The sequence below is a fragment of the Luteibacter sahnii genome, from assembly GCF_034063545.1.
GTDB lineage: Bacteria > Pseudomonadota > Gammaproteobacteria > Xanthomonadales > Rhodanobacteraceae > Luteibacter > Luteibacter sahnii.
Genome location: NZ_JAQLOK010000002.1, coordinates 96,351 through 117,384 on the forward strand (window position 1 = coordinate 96,351; position 21,034 = coordinate 117,384).

Annotated in this window: 16 protein-coding genes and 1 tRNA gene; 2 read left to right on the forward strand and 15 right to left on the reverse strand. The window is 65.3% G+C overall.

Features of this window, described 5'->3' with window-relative positions:
* Positions 1-78 precede the first annotated feature (78 nt).
* The 10 genes from phaC to PI246_RS05715 form a co-directional block, all read right to left on the reverse strand.
* Positions 79-1,146, reverse strand: a complete 1,068-nt coding sequence (gene phaC / locus PI246_RS05670; RefSeq protein ID WP_320550340.1) for a class III poly(R)-hydroxyalkanoic acid synthase subunit PhaC — start codon at positions 1,144-1,146, stop codon at positions 79-81.
* Positions 1,143-2,096: a poly(R)-hydroxyalkanoic acid synthase subunit PhaE gene (locus PI246_RS05675; RefSeq protein WP_320550341.1), complete on the reverse strand. Its 954-nt coding sequence runs from the start codon at positions 2,094-2,096 to the stop codon at positions 1,143-1,145. Before PI246_RS05675 ends, phaC begins: the two co-directional genes overlap by 4 nt.
* Before the next feature lie 125 nt (positions 2,097-2,221).
* Positions 2,222-4,327 (reverse strand): polyribonucleotide nucleotidyltransferase, encoded by a 2,106-nt coding sequence (pnp, locus tag PI246_RS05680; RefSeq protein WP_320550342.1) that lies wholly within the window; start codon positions 4,325-4,327, stop codon positions 2,222-2,224.
* Between the two features lie 29 nt (positions 4,328-4,356).
* The gene (gene rpsO / locus PI246_RS05685) at positions 4,357-4,626 is read right to left on the reverse strand and encodes a 30S ribosomal protein S15 (protein WP_320550343.1); all 270 of its coding nucleotides are present in this window, start codon (positions 4,624-4,626) and stop codon (positions 4,357-4,359) included.
* A gap of 143 nt (positions 4,627-4,769) precedes the next feature.
* Positions 4,770-5,687, reverse strand: coding sequence for a tRNA pseudouridine(55) synthase TruB (truB, locus tag PI246_RS05690; RefSeq protein WP_320550344.1), 918 nt, complete (start codon positions 5,685-5,687; stop codon positions 4,770-4,772).
* Between the two features lie 201 nt (positions 5,688-5,888).
* Positions 5,889-6,263: a 30S ribosome-binding factor RbfA gene (gene rbfA / locus PI246_RS05695; RefSeq protein ID WP_320550345.1), complete on the reverse strand. Its 375-nt coding sequence runs from the start codon at positions 6,261-6,263 to the stop codon at positions 5,889-5,891.
* 171 nt (positions 6,264-6,434) lie between these two features.
* A complete protein-coding gene (gene infB / locus PI246_RS05700) occupies positions 6,435-9,305 on the reverse strand; it encodes a translation initiation factor IF-2 (RefSeq protein ID WP_320550346.1) in 2,871 nt (956 codons plus the stop codon).
* 136 nt (positions 9,306-9,441) lie between these two features.
* Positions 9,442-10,950 carry a transcription termination factor NusA gene (gene nusA / locus PI246_RS05705; RefSeq protein ID WP_320550347.1) on the reverse strand — a complete coding sequence of 503 codons (1,509 nt, stop codon included), beginning with the start codon at positions 10,948-10,950 and terminating at the stop codon, positions 9,442-9,444.
* Between the two features lie 46 nt (positions 10,951-10,996).
* Positions 10,997-11,533: a ribosome maturation factor RimP gene (locus PI246_RS05710; protein ID WP_320550348.1), complete on the reverse strand. Its 537-nt coding sequence runs from the start codon at positions 11,531-11,533 to the stop codon at positions 10,997-10,999.
* 327 nt (positions 11,534-11,860) lie between these two features.
* Positions 11,861-12,313 (reverse strand): GFA family protein, encoded by a 453-nt coding sequence (locus PI246_RS05715; protein ID WP_320550349.1) that lies wholly within the window; start codon positions 12,311-12,313, stop codon positions 11,861-11,863.
* A gap of 134 nt (positions 12,314-12,447) precedes the next feature.
* On the opposite strand from PI246_RS05715, the gene PI246_RS05720 reads away from it, so the two are divergent.
* Positions 12,448-12,963, forward strand: coding sequence for a hypothetical protein (locus tag PI246_RS05720; protein WP_320550350.1), 516 nt, complete (start codon positions 12,448-12,450; stop codon positions 12,961-12,963).
* A gap of 147 nt (positions 12,964-13,110) precedes the next feature.
* Here the strand turns inward: PI246_RS05720 and PI246_RS05725 are convergent, their stop codons facing one another.
* Entirely contained in the window at positions 13,111-15,384 is a 2,274-nt protein-coding gene (locus PI246_RS05725; protein WP_320550351.1) for a protease pro-enzyme activation domain-containing protein, read from the reverse strand.
* Positions 15,385-15,770: 386 nt separating this feature from the next.
* Entirely contained in the window at positions 15,771-16,229 is a 459-nt protein-coding gene (locus PI246_RS05730) for a YccF domain-containing protein (RefSeq protein WP_320550352.1), read from the reverse strand.
* 571 nt (positions 16,230-16,800) lie between these two features.
* On the opposite strand from PI246_RS05730, the gene PI246_RS05735 reads away from it, so the two are divergent.
* A complete protein-coding gene (locus tag PI246_RS05735; RefSeq protein WP_320550353.1) occupies positions 16,801-17,256 on the forward strand; it encodes a hypothetical protein in 456 nt (151 codons plus the stop codon).
* A 588-nt stretch (positions 17,257-17,844) separates the two neighbouring features.
* Here PI246_RS05735 and PI246_RS05740 read toward each other — a convergent pair.
* From PI246_RS05740 to PI246_RS05750, 3 genes are all read right to left on the reverse strand, one after another.
* Positions 17,845-17,921 (reverse strand) — tRNA-Met (locus PI246_RS05740).
* Between the two features lie 122 nt (positions 17,922-18,043).
* Positions 18,044-19,507 carry an NADH-quinone oxidoreductase subunit NuoN gene (nuoN, locus tag PI246_RS05745; protein ID WP_320550354.1) on the reverse strand — a complete coding sequence of 488 codons (1,464 nt, stop codon included), beginning with the start codon at positions 19,505-19,507 and terminating at the stop codon, positions 18,044-18,046.
* A 12-nt stretch (positions 19,508-19,519) separates the two neighbouring features.
* Positions 19,520-21,031 (reverse strand): NADH-quinone oxidoreductase subunit M, encoded by a 1,512-nt coding sequence (locus PI246_RS05750; protein ID WP_320550355.1) that lies wholly within the window; start codon positions 21,029-21,031, stop codon positions 19,520-19,522.
* Positions 21,032-21,034: the final 3 nt, after the last annotated feature.

Here is a 21,034-nt window from a genome sequence, read left to right on the forward strand (position 1 = left end):
GGCAAGTCACGGCGTATGCGGCGACCCGATCGCCGAGGTGGCTGGCGCCTGCGGAGCACGAAAACTTGCGATGCTACGTCAACGCTGCCGCAGCCACTCGTGGATGGCCGGTGGCACCAGCTTCTGCGCCCTGCCCGACACGTAGATGCCGATGTGGCCGCCCTGGAAGGCCAACGCGGTGTAGTCGGCGCTTCCGACGACGTCCTTTAACGGCGTCGACGCGGCGGGCGGCACGAGGTGATCCTGCTCGGCGTAGATGTTGAGCACGGGCTGTGTCACCCGGGCAAGATCGACCGTGCGCCCCCCAAGGGTGACTTCGCCTTTCACCAGCAGGTTTTTCTGGAAGAAATCACGGGCGAACTGGCGGAACGTTTCGCCGGCCTGGTCCGGTGAGTCGAAGATCCATTTCTCCATGCGCAGGAAATTCTCCACTTCGCGCGGATTGTCGAGGATGTCGACGAGATCGACATACTTCTGCTGGTTGAGGCGAAGCGGCTTCAACGTGAGGTAAGCGAAGTTCATGAGGTCGGCGGGCACGTTGCCCACCGTATCGACGAAGAGGTCGATGTCGACCTGGCGCGCCCAGTGCGACAACATGTTGTCGGGCGTGTGGAAATCCACCGGCGTGACCATCGTGATCAGGTTGCGCACCTTCCCCGGATGCAACGCCGTGTAGCAAAGGGAAAACACGCCGCCCTGGCAGATGCCCAGGAGGTTGATCGCCGTCACGCCGTGCCGTTCGCGCACCACGTCGATGCAACGGTCGAGGTATCCCTCGATGTAATCCTCCAGCGTCAACCAGCGATCGGCACCGTCGGGATAGCCCCAATCGATGAGATAGACATCTTCCCCCTGCGCCAGCAGGTTACGCACCATCGACCGATCGTCCTGGAGGTCGACCATCCAGGGTGTATTGACGAGCGCGTAGCAGATCAGCAGCGGCGTCTTCGCGGTCGGCGGCGTCGCGCCCTGGAAGTGCCAGAGCGTGAGTTTGTCTTCGGTGTAGATCGCCTCGCGCGGCGTCGCGCCCAGGGTGATCGGACCGACGTGACGCAGCGTCTCGACGCCCGCCTCGAGTTTGCGACGGAACGCCTCGACCTCTTCGCGTGCCCGCTCGGGATCGATGTGGAAAGGATTTCCGTTCATCGGACCGGCCTTTTCGTCGCGGCGGCGCGTTTGGAGGCTGGCCTGGACGCGGCTTGCGCGGAAGCGGATGGCTTCGACGCGGCTTGCTTTGCCGCCTTCTTCGGCGCCGCCTTTGGAGCGGCCCGCGTCCTGACTGCCGGCGGGTCGTAACGCAAGGACGCCAACTCGGCTCTTAGGGCACGCACCTCAGCGGCCAGGCCCTGCATCTGCCTGAGTTCGCGACGCACCGCCTGCAGGCGCTCGCCAAGGCTGTCGACATCTTTGCGGGTGGGCAGGCCCGCCTGCGCCGACATCCGTTCGACCTGACGCTGCTGCAGCCGCTTGAGGCGCATCTGCGCATTGACCAGCGCAGCGTAGACATCACGGAACGCCGGCGACATGGCCGCCTCGGCGTAGCTCTCTTCGGCCAGGTTCACCCAGCGGTCGTAGAGCGAACGCATCGATTCCGCATCGGACGGCGGAGGCTGATGGCGCAAGGTCTCCGCGGCACGCTCGTGAACGCCCTGCAGCAGCGCTCGATATCGCCCGTACTGCTCAGCGTAATCGATCCAGGCGCGAAGCAGCGCCTGCTGCTCTTCCTGTTGTTCGCGCGTGAGGCCAAACGCCGGCATCGACAACGCTTCACGGGCGACACGCGCCCAGTCTTCGAAGCGCTCGGTACCCGGGTCTGCCCCCGGCGGCGGGCCAAAGGCGAAGGGAGGCATGGGCGACGGCGGAGCGTCGAAAGGCGTTGCCGTGGCGGTGAACGGCGACGGCGCGGTACCGCCGTCCATCATGGCGCGCATCCACTCGCCGTATCCACCCAGCCCGGCAAACAGCCTCGCGGCGATGTCCGCGTCGGGCGCCGCGGACGCGCCGGGCGCGGGATCGAACTGGCGCGCCCAGGCCTGCACGCTGTCGCGCACGAACGCCTGGTAGTGATCGATGAAGTCGTGGGATTTGTCGGCCATGGGCCTATGGTAACGCGTCGACCCGGCCGGCATTTCACCGGGGCGGACACCCGTACGAGGGACGGATAACGAAAAAGCCCGGCATCTCGCGATGCCGGGCTTCGGGTGACACGGAGGCGATGGAATCAGCCCGCCGCGCCCTCGTCTTCCGTCACGGCCTTCATCGACAGGCGGATACGGCCCTGCTTGTCGACTTCGAGCACCTTGACCTTGACGATATCGCCTTCCTTCAGCTTGTCGGAGACCTTCTCGACGCGCTCGCTGGAGATCTGCGAGACGTGCACGAGGCCGTCCTTGCCCGGCATGATGGTGACGAACGCGCCGAAATCCATCAGCTTGGCGACCTTGCCCTCGTAGATGCGACCCGGCTCGACGTCGGACACGATCTGCTCGATGCGCTTGCGGGCCGCTTCGGCGGCTTCGCGGTTGACCGAGGCGATCACGACGTTGCCGTCGTCCGTGATGTCGATGGTGGTGCCGGTCTCCTCGGTGATCGAGCGGATGGTGGCGCCGCCCTTGCCGATGACTTCGCGGATCTTGTCCGGGTGGATCTTGATGGTGAGCAGGCGCGGCGCGAACTCGCTCATTTCCGAACGGGCCGTGCTCATCACCTTGGCCATCTCGCCGAGGATGTGCGTGCGACCGCGCTTGGCCTGCGCCAGCGCCGTGCGCATGATTTCCTCGGTGATGCCTTCGATCTTGATGTCCATCTGCAGCGCGGACACGCCATCGGCGGTACCGGCCACCTTGAAGTCCATGTCGCCGAGGTGGTCTTCGTCACCCAGGATGTCGGACAGCACGACGAAGTCGTCGCCTTCCTTCACCAGGCCCATGGCGATACCCGCCACCGGCGCCTTGAGCGGCACGCCGGCGTCCATCATCGCGAGGGACGAGCCGCAGACCGAGGCCATCGACGACGAACCGTTCGATTCGGTGATTTCCGAGACGACGCGGACGACGTACGGGAACTCCTCGATGGTCGGCTTCACGGCCTGCACGCCGCGCTTGGCGAGGCGACCATGACCGATTTCGCGGCGCTTCGGCGCACCGAAACGACCCGTCTCACCCACCGAGAACGGGGGGAAGTTGTAGTGGAACAGGAAGGTGTCCTTCGACTCGCCTTCCGGCGCATCGATGATCTGCGCATCGCGGGTGGTGCCCAGCGTGGCCACGACCAGCGCCTGGGTTTCGCCGCGGGTGAACAGCGCCGAACCATGGGTGCGCGGCAGAACGCCCACGCGGACCGAGATCGGACGCACGTCGTCGAGCTGACGGCCGTCGATGCGGACCTTGGTGGCCAGCACGCCGTCACGCAGGGTGCGGTATTCCACTTCGCCGAACGCGGCGGCGATGTCGCCGTCGGTCCAGCCGTGGGCTTCGGCGTCGGCGGCGATGGCGGCCTTGACGTCGGTCTTCAGCGCGCTGATGACGTCGCGGCGAGCCAGCTTGTCGCGAATCTGGAAGGCTTCGGTGAAGCGGGTGCCGACAGCGGCCTTGACCGCGTCGTACAGCGCCGTCTTCGCGGCCGGGGCTTCCCACTTGAAGGTCTTGGCACCGGCTTCGGCGACGAAGGCGTTGATCGCGCCGATGGCGGCCTGCATGGCCTGGTGACCATGGACCACCGCGCCGAGCATGACCTCTTCGCTGAGCAGCTTGGCTTCGGACTCGACCATGAGCACGGCATTGGCCGTGCCGGCGACGACGAGGTCGAGCTCGGACGTCTTCAGTTCGGTGGCCGTCGGGTTCAGGATGTACTGGCCGTTGGCGTAACCGACGCGGGCGGCGCCGATCGGGCCCTTGAACGGCACGCCGGCCAGGGTCATCGCGGCCGAGGCGCCCAGGAGCGCGGGGATGTCGCCGTCCACTTCGGGATTGAGGGACACCACCTGGGCGATGACCTGGATCTCGTTGCGGAACTCTTCCGGGAAGAGCGGACGAAGCGGGCGATCGATGAGGCGCGAGGTCAGCGTCTCCTTCTCGGTCGGGCGGCCTTCGCGCTTGAAGAACCCGCCCGGGATACGACCGGCCGAGTAGAACTTCTCGGTGTAGTCGACGGTGAGGGGGAAGAAATCCTGCCCTTCGCGCGCCTTCGGCGCCGCGACCACCGTGACCAGGACGACGGTGCCGCCCATGCTGACCATGACCGCACCGGAGGCCTGCCGGGCGATTTCGCCCGTCTCCAGTGTGACTTCGTGACTACCGTACTGGAATGACTTGGTTACTTTCGCCACTTGATCTCTCCTCGTCCTGTCCGGGTGGTTTAGCGGCGCAGGCCGAGGCGTTCGATCAGGCTCTGGTAGCGAGCGAGATCGCTCTTCTTGAGGTAGGCCAGCAGCGTCTTGCGCTTGTTGACCATCTTGAGCAGGCCGCGACGCGAGTGGTGGTCCTGCTTGTGCGCCTGGAAGTGTTCCTGCAGCGCGGAGATATTGGCGGACAGCAGGGCGACCTGGACTTCGGTCGAGCCGGTGTCGTTTTCCTTGCGACCGAAGTCCTTGATGATCTGGCTGGTCTGTTCGACGGTGAGCGACATGTGTATCGATTCCTTAAAAGCGGATGCGAGACTTGCGCAACCTCAACGGGCCCCGATGAAGTTGCGCAAGCCTCGCTTTATGATGAAAGCCGTTAAACGAGCACGTAATTGTAACGTCCCCGGAGTAGCGGCAACAAGCCCGGTCAGGACGGCGGCAGGTTGAAGCCGCGCGACACCCTGAGGATGGCGTCGTCACCCACCTCGCCCAACGCCATGAGCCGCCCGTCGGCGCCCCAGACGCCGCAGCGGCCGGCGATGGCGCCCTGCCCCAGCGGCACCGGCTGGCCGAAACCGAGGACGCGCGTCTGGGCGACATCGAGTTCCACCCGGGCAATATGTGCCAGACCTGCCTCCACGGGCAGCAGGCAGCCGTCCAGGGGATCCGGTCCCTGCGCCGCCGCGTCGCGCAGCGCGTCCAGGGTGACCATGGTTGGCGCCATGAACGGTTCCACCCAGAGTCGCCGCAGTCCGGTCAGATGGGCGCCGCAGCCCAGGCTCGCGCCGAGGTCGACCGCCAGGCTACGCACGTAGGTGCCCGAACCGCATTCGACGTGCAGCCGAAGGCGGTCGCCGTCGTGCTCGAGCACGTCGAGACGGTAGACGTCGACCTCGCGGGACGGTACGTCCACCGCTTCGCCACGACGGGCCCGCACGTAAAGCGGTATGCCATCCTGCTTGATGGCCGAATAGGCGGGCGGCACCTGCACGATGCGACCCCGCAACGCTGCCAGCGCGGCGTCGAGGGCACCCGCGTCGATCGACGGGACCGGACGGGTTTCGACGACATCGCCCTCCAGGTCGGCCGTGGTCGTGGTGACACCCAGCCTCACCTCGGCCTCGTAGGCCTTGCGCGAGCCGAGCAGCCAGCCGGCGATCTTCGTCGCCTCACCGAAGCACAGCGGCAACAGGCCGGTGGCGAGCGGATCGAGGCTCCCGGTGTGGCCGCCCTTGGCCGCGCCCACGAGGCGTCGCGCCGTCTGCAGGGCCTGGTTGGAACTCAGGCCCAGCGGCTTGTCGAGCAGGAGGATGCCGTGGATGTCACGGAAGGATCGGCGGGTCATGGAGTCAGGAAATAACGTTTACTACCGAAGGGGTGGGAGCGGGCCGTGTCCGCGAACCCTCTAACTCGCCTACAGGCGAACGAGGCCTCGCGAGGATCGAGCGAGGTTTCGACCGCTCGTACCGACGTGACCCACGGCCTCGTTCGCGATAGCCGGCCCGAGGGTTCGCGGACACGGTCCGCTCCCACCCCGGTCGGCGGCTCATTCGTCGCCGGTCGGCTCCGCCGGCGGGACGGGGTTTTCGCGCAGCAGCGTCTCGATGCGCTCGCCGCGGTCGACCGACTCGTCGTATTTGAAGCGCAGCTCGGGCACGCGGCGAAGGCGCATGGAGCGCGAAAGCTCGCGGCGAAATTCCTTGGCCAGTTCCTTGAGCGCCTTGACGGCCTCGGCCGACTTCTCCGGCATCAGCGCGGTCACCCAGACGGTGGCGACGTCGAGATCCTTGGTGGTTTCCACGTCGGAAACGCTCACCGACGGCAGGGCGTGGTCGCGCACCGCGGCGTGTACCAGCAGGCCGATCTCGCGGCGCAACTCGGCGGACACGCGATCGGTACGTTTGAAGTCGCGAGAGGGCATGGGGAGGGTACTCCGGGAACCGTTGGCCTGAGGCCAAAAAGGAGATGGGAGATGGGAAGTGGGGGCGCATGTACGTGCGCCTGAGGGAGCCGGATACGCCTCGCGGCGCTACCGGTACCGCTCACGACGCATCCATGCGCCCCCACTTCCCACCCCCCATCCCCGCTTTTCTTACAGCGTGCGGGCGACTTCGATGCGCTCGAAGCACTCGATCTGGTCGCCAACCTTCACGTCGTTGTACTGCTTGACCGCGATGCCGCATTCGGTGCCGTTGCGAACTTCGTCCACGAGCTCCTTGAAGCGGCGCAGCGATTCGAGTTCACCCTGGAACACCACCACGTTGTCGCGCAGCACGCGGATCGGCTTGGAGCGCTTGACGATGCCTTCGATGACCATGCAACCGGCCACCGCGCCGAACTTCGACGAGCGGAACACGTCGCGCACCTGGGCCACGCCGATGATCTCCTCGCGCACTTCCATGCCGAGCAGACCGGACGCCGCCTGCTTCACCTGGTCGATGACGTCGTAGATGATCGAGAAGTAGCGGACATCCAGGCCCGAGGTATCGATTACCTTGCGCGCCGACGCATCGGCACGGACGTTGAAGCCGATGATCAGCGCCTTGGATGCCGCCGCCAACTGGGCCTCGGACTCGGTGATGCCGCCCACGCCGGAGGCGATGACGTTCACCTTGACCAGGTCGTTGCCGATCTGGGTGAGGGAATCGCGCAGCGCTTCCACCGAACCCTGCACGTCGGCCTTGACCAGGATGTTGAGCGTCTGCTGGCCTTCGCCCTGGCCCATCTGGGCCATGATGTCTTCCAGACGGTTGGACTTGGTGACAAGGCGGTTCTCGCGGCGCTTCTGCTGGCGCTCGGCGGCCACCTGGCGAGCCAGGCGCTCGTCCTCGACGGCCACGAAGTCGTCGCCCGACTCCGGCACGCCGGAAAGACCCAGCACCTGCACCGGGATCGACGGACCCGCCTCGCCGACCTGGCGGCCGGTTTCGTCGATAAGGGCACGCATGCGACCGTATTCCACACCGCAGACGACGAAGTCGCCCTTCTTCAGCGTACCCTGCTGCACCAGCACGGTGGCGACCGGACCGCGACCGCGATCGAGGCTGGATTCGATGACCACGCCCGAGGCGCGACCGTCGGCCACGGCCTTGAGCTCCATCACTTCGGCCTGGATCGAGATGGCGTCGAGCAGTTCATCGATGCCCATGCCGGTCTTCGCCGAGACGGGGACGAACTGCGTGTCGCCACCCCAGTCTTCCGGGATGACTTCAAGGTTCGCGAGGCCCTGCTTGACGTGATCGACGTTGGTGTCCGACTTGTCCATCTTGGTCAACGCGACGATAAGCGGCACCTTCGCGGCGCGCGCATGCTTCACCGCCTCGGCGGTCTGCGGCATGACGCCGTCGTCGGCGGCCACGACCAGCACCACGATGTCCGTGGACTGCGCGCCGCGCGCACGCATGGCGGTAAACGCCGCGTGGCCCGGCGTGTCGAGGAACGTCACCACGCCGCGGCTGGTTTCGACGTGATACGCGCCGATGTGCTGCGTGATGCCACCCGCTTCGCCCGAGGCGACCTTGGTGCGACGGATGTAGTCGAGCAAGGAGGTCTTGCCGTGGTCGACATGACCCATGATGGTGACCACGGGCGGACGGCTGACCTTCTCGCCGTCGAGTTCCGCGCTCTGGGTATGCGAGGCGAGCGCCGCCTCGGCATCGTTGTCGGTGGCGCGAACCGGGTTGTGGCCCAGTTCTTCCACCACCAGCGCCGCGGTGTCGTGGTCGATCGTCTGGTTGATGGTCGCCATCACGCCCATCTTGAAGAGCGCCTTCACGACCTCCGCGCCCTTGACCGCCATCTTCTGGGCCAGCTCGGCGACGACGTTGTTGTCACCGATCATCACATCGCGCACCACGGCGGCGGTGGGACGGGTAAAGCCGTGCGGACCGCTGGACGCGGCCTGGCCGCGGTTGGGTTCGATGCGACCGCCCCGTCCCGGCTTGCCGCGACCGCCCTTGCCGCTGGACCGACGTGCGCGATCGGCTTCGGACAGGTGCATCTCGCCCGAGGCGAACCGCTTGCCACCGGCGTCGCGGTCACCGCGACCGGCACCGGGGCCGGTTTTCGGACGCGCGTTGCCACGCGTGTCGTTGGCCGCCGCGACGGCGCCCGGCGACGGGCGGGCCGCCGGCGTGGCGGTCGGCGCCGGACGCACGGTGGTCGCCGGACGCGCAGCAGCCGGTGCCGGCGCGGGCGCCGGGGGCGGCGTGGGCTTGGACACCACGCGCTCGCGCTTACGCGGCTCGTGGATGCGCGGCAGGATCATGCCGAGCGAACGCGTGTCGAGCTTGGCGACCTGGTGCGTCGGCGCATCGTCGGAGGCGGCTGCCTCGGTCGGAACCGAAGGAGCGCTCTCGGCATCGGCGGCCACACGGGCCTCCTCGGCGCGCGCACGCTCCGCGGCGGCCTGCTGCTCGGCCTCGGCCTGGCGGCGGGCTTCCTCGGCGGCTTCTTCCTGGCGACGGGCCTCGGCCTCGGCCGCCAGTCGGGCCTCTTCGGCCTCCTGGCGACGTGCGGCTTCCTCACGACGCTGCGATTCCTCGTGCTCGCGCTGCGCCTGCGATTCTGCCAGACGGCGCGCGGCATCGTCGCGACCGGCATCGGCCGGCGCGTCGTCGCCGATGGCGCTGCGCTTGACGTACGTGCGCTTGGTGCGGACCTCGACGTTGACCGTCTTGGCCGGACCGGCGCCGCGCCCCGAGCCCGAGTTCACCTTGAGCTCGCCGACGGTGCGGCGCTTGAGGGTGATCTGGCGCGGCGACGCGTCGCCCGTTTCCTCGGACGCGGGATCGCTCTTGCCGTGCGAGCGACGCAGGAAGCCGAGCAGCTTCATCCGCTCGGTGCTGCTGATCGTCTGCTCCGCACTGCTGAATTTCATACCGGCCCGGTCGAGCTGCCCTAGCAGCTTTTCGACCGGCATCTTCATGTCCTGGGCCAGTTGTTTGATCGTCATATCTGACATGTTTCTCTACTCTCCGCCGTTCCCGCGCGTACCCACCTTACGTGCCGTTCGATGACCCGTACGGCTGCCTCCATCCCTGGTGGAAGGCCGTCGGCCTTCCTCGGGGCGCCCCTCCAGGGCGCTTCCGGTCCCGCGCTCAGCCACCCTTCTCCAGACGGGCGATCATCGGCGCGCGCGCAGCCATGATCAGCTGGCTCGCACGCTCTTCGGTCATGCCTTCGATATCGATGAGCTCGTCGACCGCGAGGTCACCGAGGTCGTCGAGCGATTTCACGTTGCGCTCGGCCAGCGCGTAGGCCACGGCCTCATCCATGCCGTCGAGTTCGAGAAGCTCCGCCGAAGGACCCTCGGCGTGTTCTTCGACGGCGAGCTCTTCGGTGAGCAGCGCGTCGCGGGCACGGGCGCGCAGTTCTTCGACGATGTCTTCGTCGAAGCCCTCGACGGCAAGCAGCTCGGCGCTGGGCACGTAGGCGATTTCCTCGATCGACGAGAAGCCTTCCGAGACCAGGATGCCGGCGATTTCCTCGTCGACTTCGAGCTTGTCCATGAACATGCCAAGCGCTGCCTGCTGTTCGGCCTCGCTCTTGGCGGTGACCTGATCCTGCGTCATCACGTTGAGCTGCCAGCCCGTGAGCTTGCTCGCCAGGCGCACGTTCTGGCCACCGCGACCGATGGCCTGGGACAGTTTGTCCTCCGCCACCGCGATGTCCATGGAATGCTTTTCTTCATCCATGATGATCGACTGCACTTCGGCAGGCGCCATCGCGTTGATGACGTACTGGGCCTGGTTCTCGTGCCACAGGATGATGTCCACGCGCTCGCCGTTGAGCTCGTTGGACACGGCCTGCACGCGCGAACCGCGCATGCCGATGCATGCGCCGATGGGATCGGTGCGGCTGTCGTGGGCCACTACCGCGATCTTCGCGCGATCGCCCGGATCGCGGGCGCAGCCCTTGATCTCGACCAGGCCCTGGCCGACTTCCGGCACCTCGAGCTTGAACAGTTCGATCATGAATTCGGGGGCGCTGCGCGAGACGAACAGCTGCGGGCCACGAACTTCCGACTTCACTTCGTAGAGGTAGCCGCGCACGCGGTCTCCGACACGCGCCGACTCGCGGGGAATCGTCTTGTCGCGCGGGATGAACGCCTCGGCGTTGCTGCCCAGGTCGAGATAGACGTTGCCGCGCTCCACGCGCTTGACGATACCGGTGACCAGTTCGCCGACGCGATCGACGAACGCATCGACCACCTGCTGGCGCTCGGCTTCGCGCACGCGCTGCACGATCACCTGCTTGGCGGCCTGGGCGGCGATGCGGCCGAACTCGGCGTTTTCGATCTGGTGTTCGATCCAGCCGCCGACCTCGGCGACTTCGCCTTCGCCCGCCTCGTCCTCGGCGTCCATCAGGCGGATCTGGTAGGAGGGGTCCTCCATCTCGCCATCGTTGGCGATGATTTCCCAGCGACGGAAGGTTTCGTAGTCGCCGTTGTCGCGATTGATCTCGACGCGGATGTCGGGATCCTCATCGGGGTAGCGCTTCTTGGCGGCCGAGGCCAGCGCCGCTTCCATGGCTTCGAAAATGACTTCGCGCGGCACGCCCTTCTCATTGGCGACCGCGTCGACTACCAGCAAAAGTTCTTTGCTCATTGCCGCTACTCCCGTGCGGATGCCCCGAGGCATCCCGTCGTTTCGTTTATTTGGATGTCTTCTTCGCGCCCAACGAGGGCTTCGGCTGCGGCGCATAGCCGAGAGCCACCCAGTCGGGCACCACGCGGGCGCTTTCGACGTCCGCATGATCGAATTCGAACCGGCCGGCCTCGCCTTCGAGCGTCACGCGCTCGCCGTCGACGCCGGCCACGAGGCCCTTCAGGCGGCGACGGCCCTCAATGGGGGCCTTCAGCAACACCTTGACCTCCTGGCCGGCCACGCGAGCGAACTGCGCCGCCGTGAACAGGGGGCGGTCGATGCCGGGGGAGGAGACCTCCAGTACATAGTTGCCCGGGATCGGATCTTCAACGTCAAGCCAGGCCGAGAACTCCCGGCTGGCGGCTTCGCAGTCGTCGACCGTGACCTCGTCGGACTCGCGACCCTCGCGGCCACCCTCGGGTACGTCGAGATACACGCGCAGCGTGCTCTGGCCGCCCGACGGGAGGAATTCGATGCCTAACACCTCAAGGCCGAGGTCGGCCACGATGTCGGAGAAGCGCTGTGTAAGTGCGTTGGTATCCACGTTGCCTGCGGTTTTTCCGGTCGCCAGAAACAAAAAAAGGGCGCGAACGGCCCAGTCCTTTCGTCGCCGATGTATCCCGACACTTTCCTCCAGCGCCCTCCGCGATGCCCTGACGGCGCTCACAGTGTGTCGCAGGCGCCTCCGTGCGCCCAACAAAAAAGCCTCACGAGGAGGCTTTCTTGTAAAAAGAAAGTTCCTGAAGCATCCCGGTCATGAATGTCGAAACACTCGTCAACGGCGCTTAAGATTCGCGAATTCTAGCTTATTTTTCCCGCTCGGCGCAAGGCGCCCCCGCGACTCGCCCGGCCGTCGATGGCGCTCTCGATCTCACGGATCGCCGAGAACCGGAAGCGCTCGCCGGTCGGCGACCATCGTCACCGTGCCGATCCAGCGCCGGACACGACGTGCCAGGCGCGCGTCTTCCGCCTCGCCGTCGACGTCGAACGCCGAGGGCTCGGGCAGCGGGTCCTGCAGCCCCTCGAACGCGCGCACGTTCACGACCGCGTACCGCCGTCCACCGATCTCGCTGGTGCAGACCGGCACCGCGCCGCAACGCACGCAGACGTGGAACACGGCCGTTCGCGTACCGAAACGGTAGGCCGAGACGCCCTCCTCCCGCGTCATCCGCACCGTCAGTCTCGCGTCCGGATGCGCCGTCCACGCCGCGCCGTGCTTGCGGCAGAACGTGCAGCCGCATGCGCGCGGAAGGATCGGCGCGCCGTCGGGCCAGTCGAGGTCGAACGCGATCGCACCGCAATGGCACGCGCCATGGATCTGCATGGGGGCGACTCTCCTGCCATGGAATCGGGATCGTAACGCGCCAGGGCGTCCCGGTCGCGCCTACGACTTCCGCCGGATGGCCGCGCCGTCGCCCCAACGCCTATCATCGGCTCCTGGACGCCACGGAGAGGCGAATGAAACGGATCAGCTTCAGCGTGCCGCTATCGGAGTGGCACTTCTACAAGGAGCGTCGCCGCTGGGTCTACGACCTGACTGACCCGATCCTCACCGAGCAGGCCTGGAGCGACGGCCGGGTCGCGGTGTGGATCGACGGGCGAGGCTATATCGAAGGGCACGACCAGACCGTCCCGCTTCCACCGGAGAGCTGGCGACGCCTGCCGTTTCGCTACTTTCAGATCGGTTCGGACATTCCGCTAGGCAACTTCGAACCCGAGCGCCTGGATGTCTCGTTCGGCATCCATGTCAGACCGTCCGCCGTGCCGCCCCGGTGGGGCGCGATCGGACGATGCCTGCGCATCGCTGGCCGGTGGTGGCGACACCTCGCGCATCCCGACATGCAGGTGCACGACGTGATGTTTCTCCGGCTGGTCGCGCTATCGCCGTTCGACCAGCCTCTGCGCGACGAAGACCACGACTTTCGTGTCGAGGTCTACGAGCCGGGGGAGCCGATGCCCGACGGCCCGGAATAAAAAAAGCTTCTTCACGCAAGTCCGGGGACCATCGCAGCGATCCACCTTGTGGCCCGGTGGATGGTTCGATCCATCCCGCACTTTCGTGAAGAACCAAAAAAAAGCGCCCCTCCTCGCGGAGGGGCGCCCGTTACCTCACGCCATCAATCAGTTGGTCCAGGTGGCCTTCAGCGACACACCCGAGAACGACTGGTAAGCATTGAGCATCACGTAGTACGTACCCGCCTGCGGCGACGAGAACGTGCAGGTCTCGTTGTTGCCGGTGAGGTACGGACGGCAGCTATAGCTCGAGGTCGTCGGCGCGGAACCGACCTTGACGTAGAGGTCGGCGTCGCCGGTGCCGCCGGAAATGGCGATCTTCAGGTTGGTCGCACCCGCCGGCACGGTCACGTAATAGCCCGTTACCTTGTTGCCGCTGGTGGCCGACAACCCGGTCTTTGCCACGCCGTTCTGCAGCGAATTCGGGCTGGTGCTGCCGCCGCCGCCGGTGCTGCCACCGCCACCGGTGCTGCCGCCGCTGACCCAGTTGGCCTGCGCGTAGGTGTTGAGCTTGCCGATGTCGAAGCTGCCGAAGCCCGTCGCCTGGTCGAAGCCGGTGCCGGCCACCTGGCCATACCCCTGGTAGCCGTTGTTGCCCGAGGTCACGTCATGCAGCAACGAGGTCTGCGACGGGAACGCCTGGTAGAACTTCGAGGCCGGGAAACCGATGCCGTTGTTGGCGGCCGACTCGATGCGGGCGAACGCACCCACGAACAGCGGCGAGGCCAGCGACGTGCCACCGACCTGCTGGCCGGACTGGCCGTTGATCACGATCAGCGCGCCGGACGACGACGCCGCATCGAACGCGACATCGGGGCCGACTCGCTTGCCCGAGCTGGACACCGACGACTGCCACGACGGCGCCGTCTCGTAAAGGCTGGTGCCGCCACCGGTCGCCCACAGGCGCTGGTTGCTGTCGTTGCCCGGATCGATGGTGGCGAGACCTTCGTTCCACACCGTTTCACCCGCCCAGCTCGTGCCGCTGGTGGAGAGCGTGGTGCCGCCCACCTGGATCACATACGGCGAGCTGGCCGGTTCGCTCACCGAGTAGTGGGTCAGATCGATCTGCACCGTGCCCGCCGAATTGGCGACATAACCCGGCGCACCCTCGGTGGGATCGGACGACCACTGATACACGCCCGCGTCGCCCGCGGCCACGGAGAAGATCTGGCCCTGGGCCACCGCCTGCTGGAAGATGTTGTCGTCCGCCTGCTGCGTACCGGACTGCTGCGCGGCCGTTTCGTCTTCACCGAGCGACACGTTGATCAGCTTGGCGAGGTTGTCGGTCACCGCCTTGTTGTACGTCGCGGTGATACCGGCGTCGGTGATGCCCGACGAGTTCGTATCGCCGTTGGGCGAGGTGTAGAAGATCAGCTGCTTCACGCCACCGGCGATGCCGACGATATCCTGGCTGTCCAGCGACCACTCGCCGTTGGAGTTCGGATCGTTGGCGAACGTACCGCTGCCCACCTTGGTGATCGTCGCGTTGACCGTCGGCAGCCCGGCGTTGCTGGTGAAGGTGTTCAGGTCTTTCACCGTCTGGGTGAGCGAGCCCCAGGTGATGACGGCGACCGTGGTGTTGGTGGCCGCCGGCACGCTGGAGCCACCGTAGATCGAGGCGAAGTCCTGAGGCTGGTGCGCGGTCACCGAGCCGCTGGCCTGCGTGCGTGCGGCCGGACCAGGCGCGGTGACGTTATCCGGCTGGTAGACGTGGTGCAGGGTGTGCTTGACCGACACGTTCTGCAGGCCGAGCACCGAGCCCACCGAGTCGCCCAGGGACGCCGGCACGAGGGCCGGCGTGTCGTTGGCGAAGAGTTCGCGACCGTTCGCGTTGATGCGCTTGATCGAGGTATGGAAGCCGGTGGTCGCGGCAGCGGCGGTACCGCTGGCTGAGATGAGCATGTTGTTCGGCGCGACCTCGATGTTGTCGAAGCCCGACTGGCGCAGGTGCGCCACGACGGCGTCGATCTGGGCCTGCGTGGGCGCGAAGCGCGCCTTGAATTCGGCCGGCGAGAGGAACTTGCCATAGAGCGGGTTGCCCGGCGTCGTCACCGCGGCGAGGAACTTCTGCAGCGCGTCCGGGTTGCGCAACTTCATGGCCACGGTGACCTGCAGCGGATGATCGCCCTGCATCGCGGAAACGGCGGCCGCGTCGACATGCGGCGAACCGGTCATGTTCAGCGTATAGCCCGACAGGGGTGCCGACGCGCTGGATGTCGTCGCGAGCGTGCGGGTGGCGGCGACCGGCGACATCGCGGCCTGCGTGCTGGTGGAAACCCACGCCTGGTCGGCATGAGCGGAAAGCGAGGACATCGCCAGTACGACGGCGACGGTCAATGCCGACTTGCGGGTGATCCCAACAGCGAGTGCATCGATCTTCATGAATGGTCCTTCGTTAGCCCGTGGATGCTTCCGTCAACGGAAGCGCTTGACGTCAGGCGGTCCGGTCCGGTGGAAATCCTCGCGCCGAACAAGCCGCAGGAAATCACGACACCCCTCCCTTCCCACCGTTACTCCCCTGTTCCACGTCAAGCGAAGCGCGATGAATCTTTCGCGTGGCTTTCATATTTGGCTCTCTGTAAACGCATCGCTCAGGAGGCGTGACAGGAGGCGCATTCCACCGTCGGAAAAATTTCCTAGGAATGCGAAAAGGGCCTGCAAACAGGCCCTTTTCTTCGAACCAAAGATCGCTTTTTCTTGCGTATATGCCGAGACATCTTGCGCACCGCAGAGTTTCGCGACGGCGGAACGCCCTTCTAAAGCGAGGCTTACATGCCGCGTATCCGATAGACCGCCGCATCGGCGCGGAAGCGACGCGATGCGTCGGCGATGTCCGTGCTCACCACCGTCTTGCCGATGGGTGCAAGGGCGATGCCGGCCAGTTTCAGGTGCTGCCACCCGAACGGGATGCCGATGATCGTGACGCAGCAGGCGATGGCGGAAAAGACGTGACCGATGGCCAACCATAGCCCGGCGAAAACGAACCAGATGACGTTGCCGATCAGGCCCAGCGGACTGGTGCCGATGTCGCCCTGGCCGGTCAGTTCACGGCGATCGACGGCTTCTTTGCCGAAAGGAAAAAACGCGAACGAACCGATCACGAAGCACGACCGCGCCCACGGAATCCCAACGATGGTCAGCAAGGCAACCAGGCCGGCAAGCCACCAGCCCAGGCCCATCAACAGGCCGCCGCAGATAAACCAGATGAGGTTTCCGATGGTTCTCATGTGTCGCTCCGTGTGGATTCGCACGCACCGTAGATCGAGGCCACGGGGCGGACAAGTGCCGATGGTTGGTCGTTGCAACCGGTGCGTCGTCGTGGGGTGCCGTGTACCGAGGGAAGGTGCCCCGAGCGAACGAAGCGCTTGACCGCTCCGTGCGGACGCACGCACTCATCCACATGCCGGTGCGGCGACGCCCGACCGCGACGACGTCGATGCTCGACGCAAAGAGTGAAACCACCGCTGTCGGCGTGCGGGTCGAAAAACAACGGGCGATATCCACGGTTGTCCAGCCAGCCGATCGGTACTTAAAACGCATGATGCGAATACAGCTCGCCCTGCGGTGAGCGACGCCCACGTCGCACGATCCACCGAATGATCTTTCGAAGCGTTCGCAGGAACGCGCTGGATCAGATCGGCATCAGACAGCGCGAAACGCCAGGGACATGACACAGCGCACAGCTCGCGAATGTCACGCCCCCGTTGTCACATCACATGTCGCCTAACGGTCATCTACGGATGTATAGATAGCCGCGCGAGTGCGACTCGCACACATTCAACAAAAGGAATTCTCGTCATGAAACCGATTTTTTCGATGCTGTTGTGCAGCGGGGTGGTGGCGTTATCCATGGGGTTCTCGGTGTCGGCAAAAGCGGACTCCTGGCCCTGCAATAACGACCAGTTCCTCCAGGATCAACAAGCGTTCCAGAACGGCGCCATCTCGGACGACCAGCCGGAAGACGTGTGCGGTGTCGTCACCGCCGTGCTTCCGAAGAAGAAGACCCGCAGCGGTTGGCACGGCTACTACTACGTGCAGGTCGCACCCGACGTAACAATCGAAATCGTCAACAACCTCGACGAAATGGACGCGCCGTCGTGGCCGTGGGTAAAGGTCGGCGACTCGTCCTACGTCCAGGGCCGCTATTACTACGACAGCGACGATAGCCAGGGCATCGACTGGACGCACCATGGCACCAGCAGCTCGTGGCCGTACGCGGGCTACGTGGTGGTGAACGGGGTTCAGTACCAGTAAGGATCGCCTGGGACGGACAGGGTCTGCCAAGGCCCTGTCCGCCTCATCGTGCATGCCATACGATCGGCCATCACGACGCTCGCTGCCGCGTCACGGACGCATCGTCGCCGCCCGCACCCTACGTCGGTATTGCACGGTTTTGGCAAAATCGATCAGCTTCGACACGATGTCCACCCACGCATGCGTGGTACACGCGCACTTCTGAAGCGCTATGCGTAGATCACGAAGCAGAACATGACGCTCGACAGCGGCATGAAGCCAGAGCACCCCGGTCTTCCTGGCTGCGCGTTTTCTTTCGATCCGCAGGCAACGCTCATCCGATGTTGGCGACACCCTCACGCCGCACGAACGCTCGCGTTCGCCCAGCGAGACGGATCCATGAGGGATCGTCGTCACGTGGATGCCCCGCCGCGTCAGCGGCGGGGGTAAACGCGTCTGGATGCGACCTCAGTCGTTCGCGGAGTACACGGTGAACTGACCCAGCACTCCGTCTTGCGTGAAACGCCGAAAGACCCGCGGTGGGCTCGTATGTAAGAGACACAAAGAAAGACGGCGCGATCTATGAGATCGCGCCGTCTAAGATAAAACTGGTAGCGGGGGCAGGATTCGAACCTGCGACCTTCGGGTTATGAGCCCGACGAGCTGCCAGACTGCTCCACCCCGCATCAGAGTCAAAAAGTATAGCGACGTGGCCGAATTCTTGCAAGCCCTTTCTTACATCTTCGTGAAAGAAAGCGACGAGCCTAGGCGAAAGACGCATCCGGAAGCGCCGGATGCGTCCCCACGATCAACCGCCGAATGCGCTCTGGCACCACGCCAGCAGCGGCGACCAGGTGAAACCCAGCACCAGCAACGCCAGCGCGTTGATTGAGAGCATCCAGCGCGACATGACATCGGACGTGGCTCGCACGTCGCTGCCCTCCGACGGCGCATCGAAGTACATCACCTTGACCACGCGCAGGTAGTAATACAAGCCGATGATCGCCGCGACCGCACCGACCACGGCGAGCCACAGCATGCCTGCGTCGATGGCGGCCTTCAGGACCAGCAGCTTGCCGTAGAAGCCGAACAGCGGCGGCACGCCGGCCAGTGAGAACATCACCAGCAGCATCAGGAAGGCGAACCACGGCGACCGCTGGTTCAGGCCCTTGAGGTCGTCGATCTCTTCGCACTCGAAGCCTGCGCGCGACAGCACGAGAATCATGCCGAACGCCGCGGCGCTGGTGATCGCGTAGCTCACGGCATAGAACATCGACGCCGAGTAGCCCTCGGGTCCGGCGTTGACCAGGCCCACCAGCAGGTAACCCATGTGCGAGATGGTCGAGTAGGCCAGCAGGCGCTTGAGGTTGGTCTGCACGATGGCGACGAAGTTACCGATCGCCAGCGAGAGCACGGCAAGCACCGCGATCATCAACTGCCACTGCGGTGCCAGGCCGGTCGCGCCGCCGGCGATGTCGCCCATCCCCGTCGACAGCAAGCGATACGCCATGCCGAACGCCGCCAACTTCTGCGCCGAACCGATGAAGATCGTGACGGCCGTGGGTGCGCCTTGGTAAACGTCGGGAATCCACATATGGAACGGGGCGGCGCCCAACTTGAAGCCGATGCCGACGATCATGAAGACGAGGCCGAACAGCAACAGCGTCTTCCACTCGGTGCCGACGATGGCCGCGTGGATCGTGTGCAGGTCGAGGCTATGCGTGGCGCCATAGACCATCGACATGCCGTACAGCAGCATGCCCGAGGACAGGGCACCCAACACGAAGTACTTGATGGCCGCTTCGGACGACAACGGCGAATCGCGGTTGAGCGCGACCAGCGCATACGACGAGAGCGTCAGCAGTTCGAGGCCAAGGTACACCGTGACCAGGCTGCCCGCGGCCACGAGGAACAGGATGCCCACGGTAGCGAAGATCGACAGCGTGTAGAACTCGCCGAACGGAATCGCCCGTGCCTTCAGGTAGGGGCGCGCATAGACGAAGATGACCGCCATCAGCACCAGCGAGAACAGCTTGAGCACGGTCGACACGCCGTCGCGGACGAACATGCCGCTGAACGCGGTGACGGAGCTTCCCGTCTGCTGGCCGCTGACGACCAGATACGCACCGACCAGGACCACCAGGATCGACAGCCAGTGCACGGCGCCCTTCTGCGACGGTTTCAGAAACGCGTCCAGAAGTAGCAGCACGCACGCCGCGATGGTGAGATAGACCTCGGGGAGCAGGATGAGAATGTCGTTGATACCAGGCATGTTGATTCCCGCTCAGACTTTGGTGATGGCCAGCTGTTCGACGATGCGGGACACCGACGCGTCCATCAGGTGGACCAGCGGTTCGGGCCAGATGCCGAAGAGCAGCACGCCGGCGGCGAACGCCGAGAGCATGAAGATCTCGCGGCCGTTGACGTCCGTGAGTTCCTTCACGTGCGGGTTGGTGATGTCGCCCCAGAGCACGCGCTTGACCATCCACAGGGTGTAGGCGGCGCCGATGATCAGGGTGAACGCGGCGAACAGTGCGATCCACGGGTTGGCCGAGAACGAGGCCAGGATCACCATGAACTCGCCGACGAAGCCGCTGGTACCCGGCAGGCCGCTGTTGGCCATGGCGAACAGCACGTAGAACGGCGCGAACACCGGCATGACGTTGATAACGCCGCCGTAGTCCTTGATCTGGCGCGAGTGCAGGCGGTCGTAGAGCACGCCGATGCAGCTGAACATCGCGCCGGAAATGAAGCCGTGCGAGATCATCTGCACCATCGCGCCCTGCATGCCCAGGCGGGCCGCGTCGGCGTTCTGCGAGTCACGCACGAGCAGGAACGCGATGAAGATACCCAGGGTCACGAAACCCATGTGGGCGATCGACGAGTACGCCACCAGCTTTTTCATGTCCTGCTGGACCAGCGCGACGTAGCCGATGTAGCACACGGCAATCAGCGACAGCACGATGATCAGCCAGGCGAACTGATGCGAGGCGTCGGGGACGATCGGCAGGCTGAAGCGCAGGAAACCGTAGCCACCGATCTTCAGCATCACCGCCGCCAGCACCACCGAGCCACCTGTCGGCGCCTCCACGTGGGCATCCGGCAACCAAGTGTGCACCGGCACCATCGGCACCTTGATCGCGAAGCCGAGCAGGAAGGCGAAGAACAGCCAGCTCTGCTCCGTCATCGTCAGGTGCACGTTGGCCATGTCGGCCAGGGCGAAGCTGCCGCCGGTCTTGTGCCAGAGGTAGAGCAGGCCCACCAGCATGAAAATGGAGCCGAAGAACGTGTAGATGAAGAACTTCAGCGTGGCGTAGACGCGACGCGGGCCGCCCCAGATACCGATGATGATGAACATCGGGATCAGCATGGCCTCGAAGAACACGTAGAAGAGCATCGCGTCCGTCGCGCAGAACACGCCGATCATCAGGCCCTCGAGGATCAGCATCGCGGCCATGTACTGGTGGGGCTTGTTCTGCACCACCTCCCACGCGCCCACGATCACGAGGATCTGGGTGAACGTCGTCAGCACGATGAGCGCGACGGAGATGCCGTCCACGGCCAACGCGTAGTTGATGCCCAGCGAAGGGATCCAACTCATCGATTCGGTGAGCTGGAGCGTGCCGGTAGCGGCATCGTAGGCGGGCAACAGGGCCAGGCTGGCGGCGAACGTGGCGATCGCCACGAGGAGGGCGATCCAGCGGGCGGCGCCTGGGCGACCGGAACCGGCCAGCAGCACCGGGACAGCGCCGAGGACCGGGAGCCAGATCAGCAGGCTGAGCAAGTGATTCGACATAGA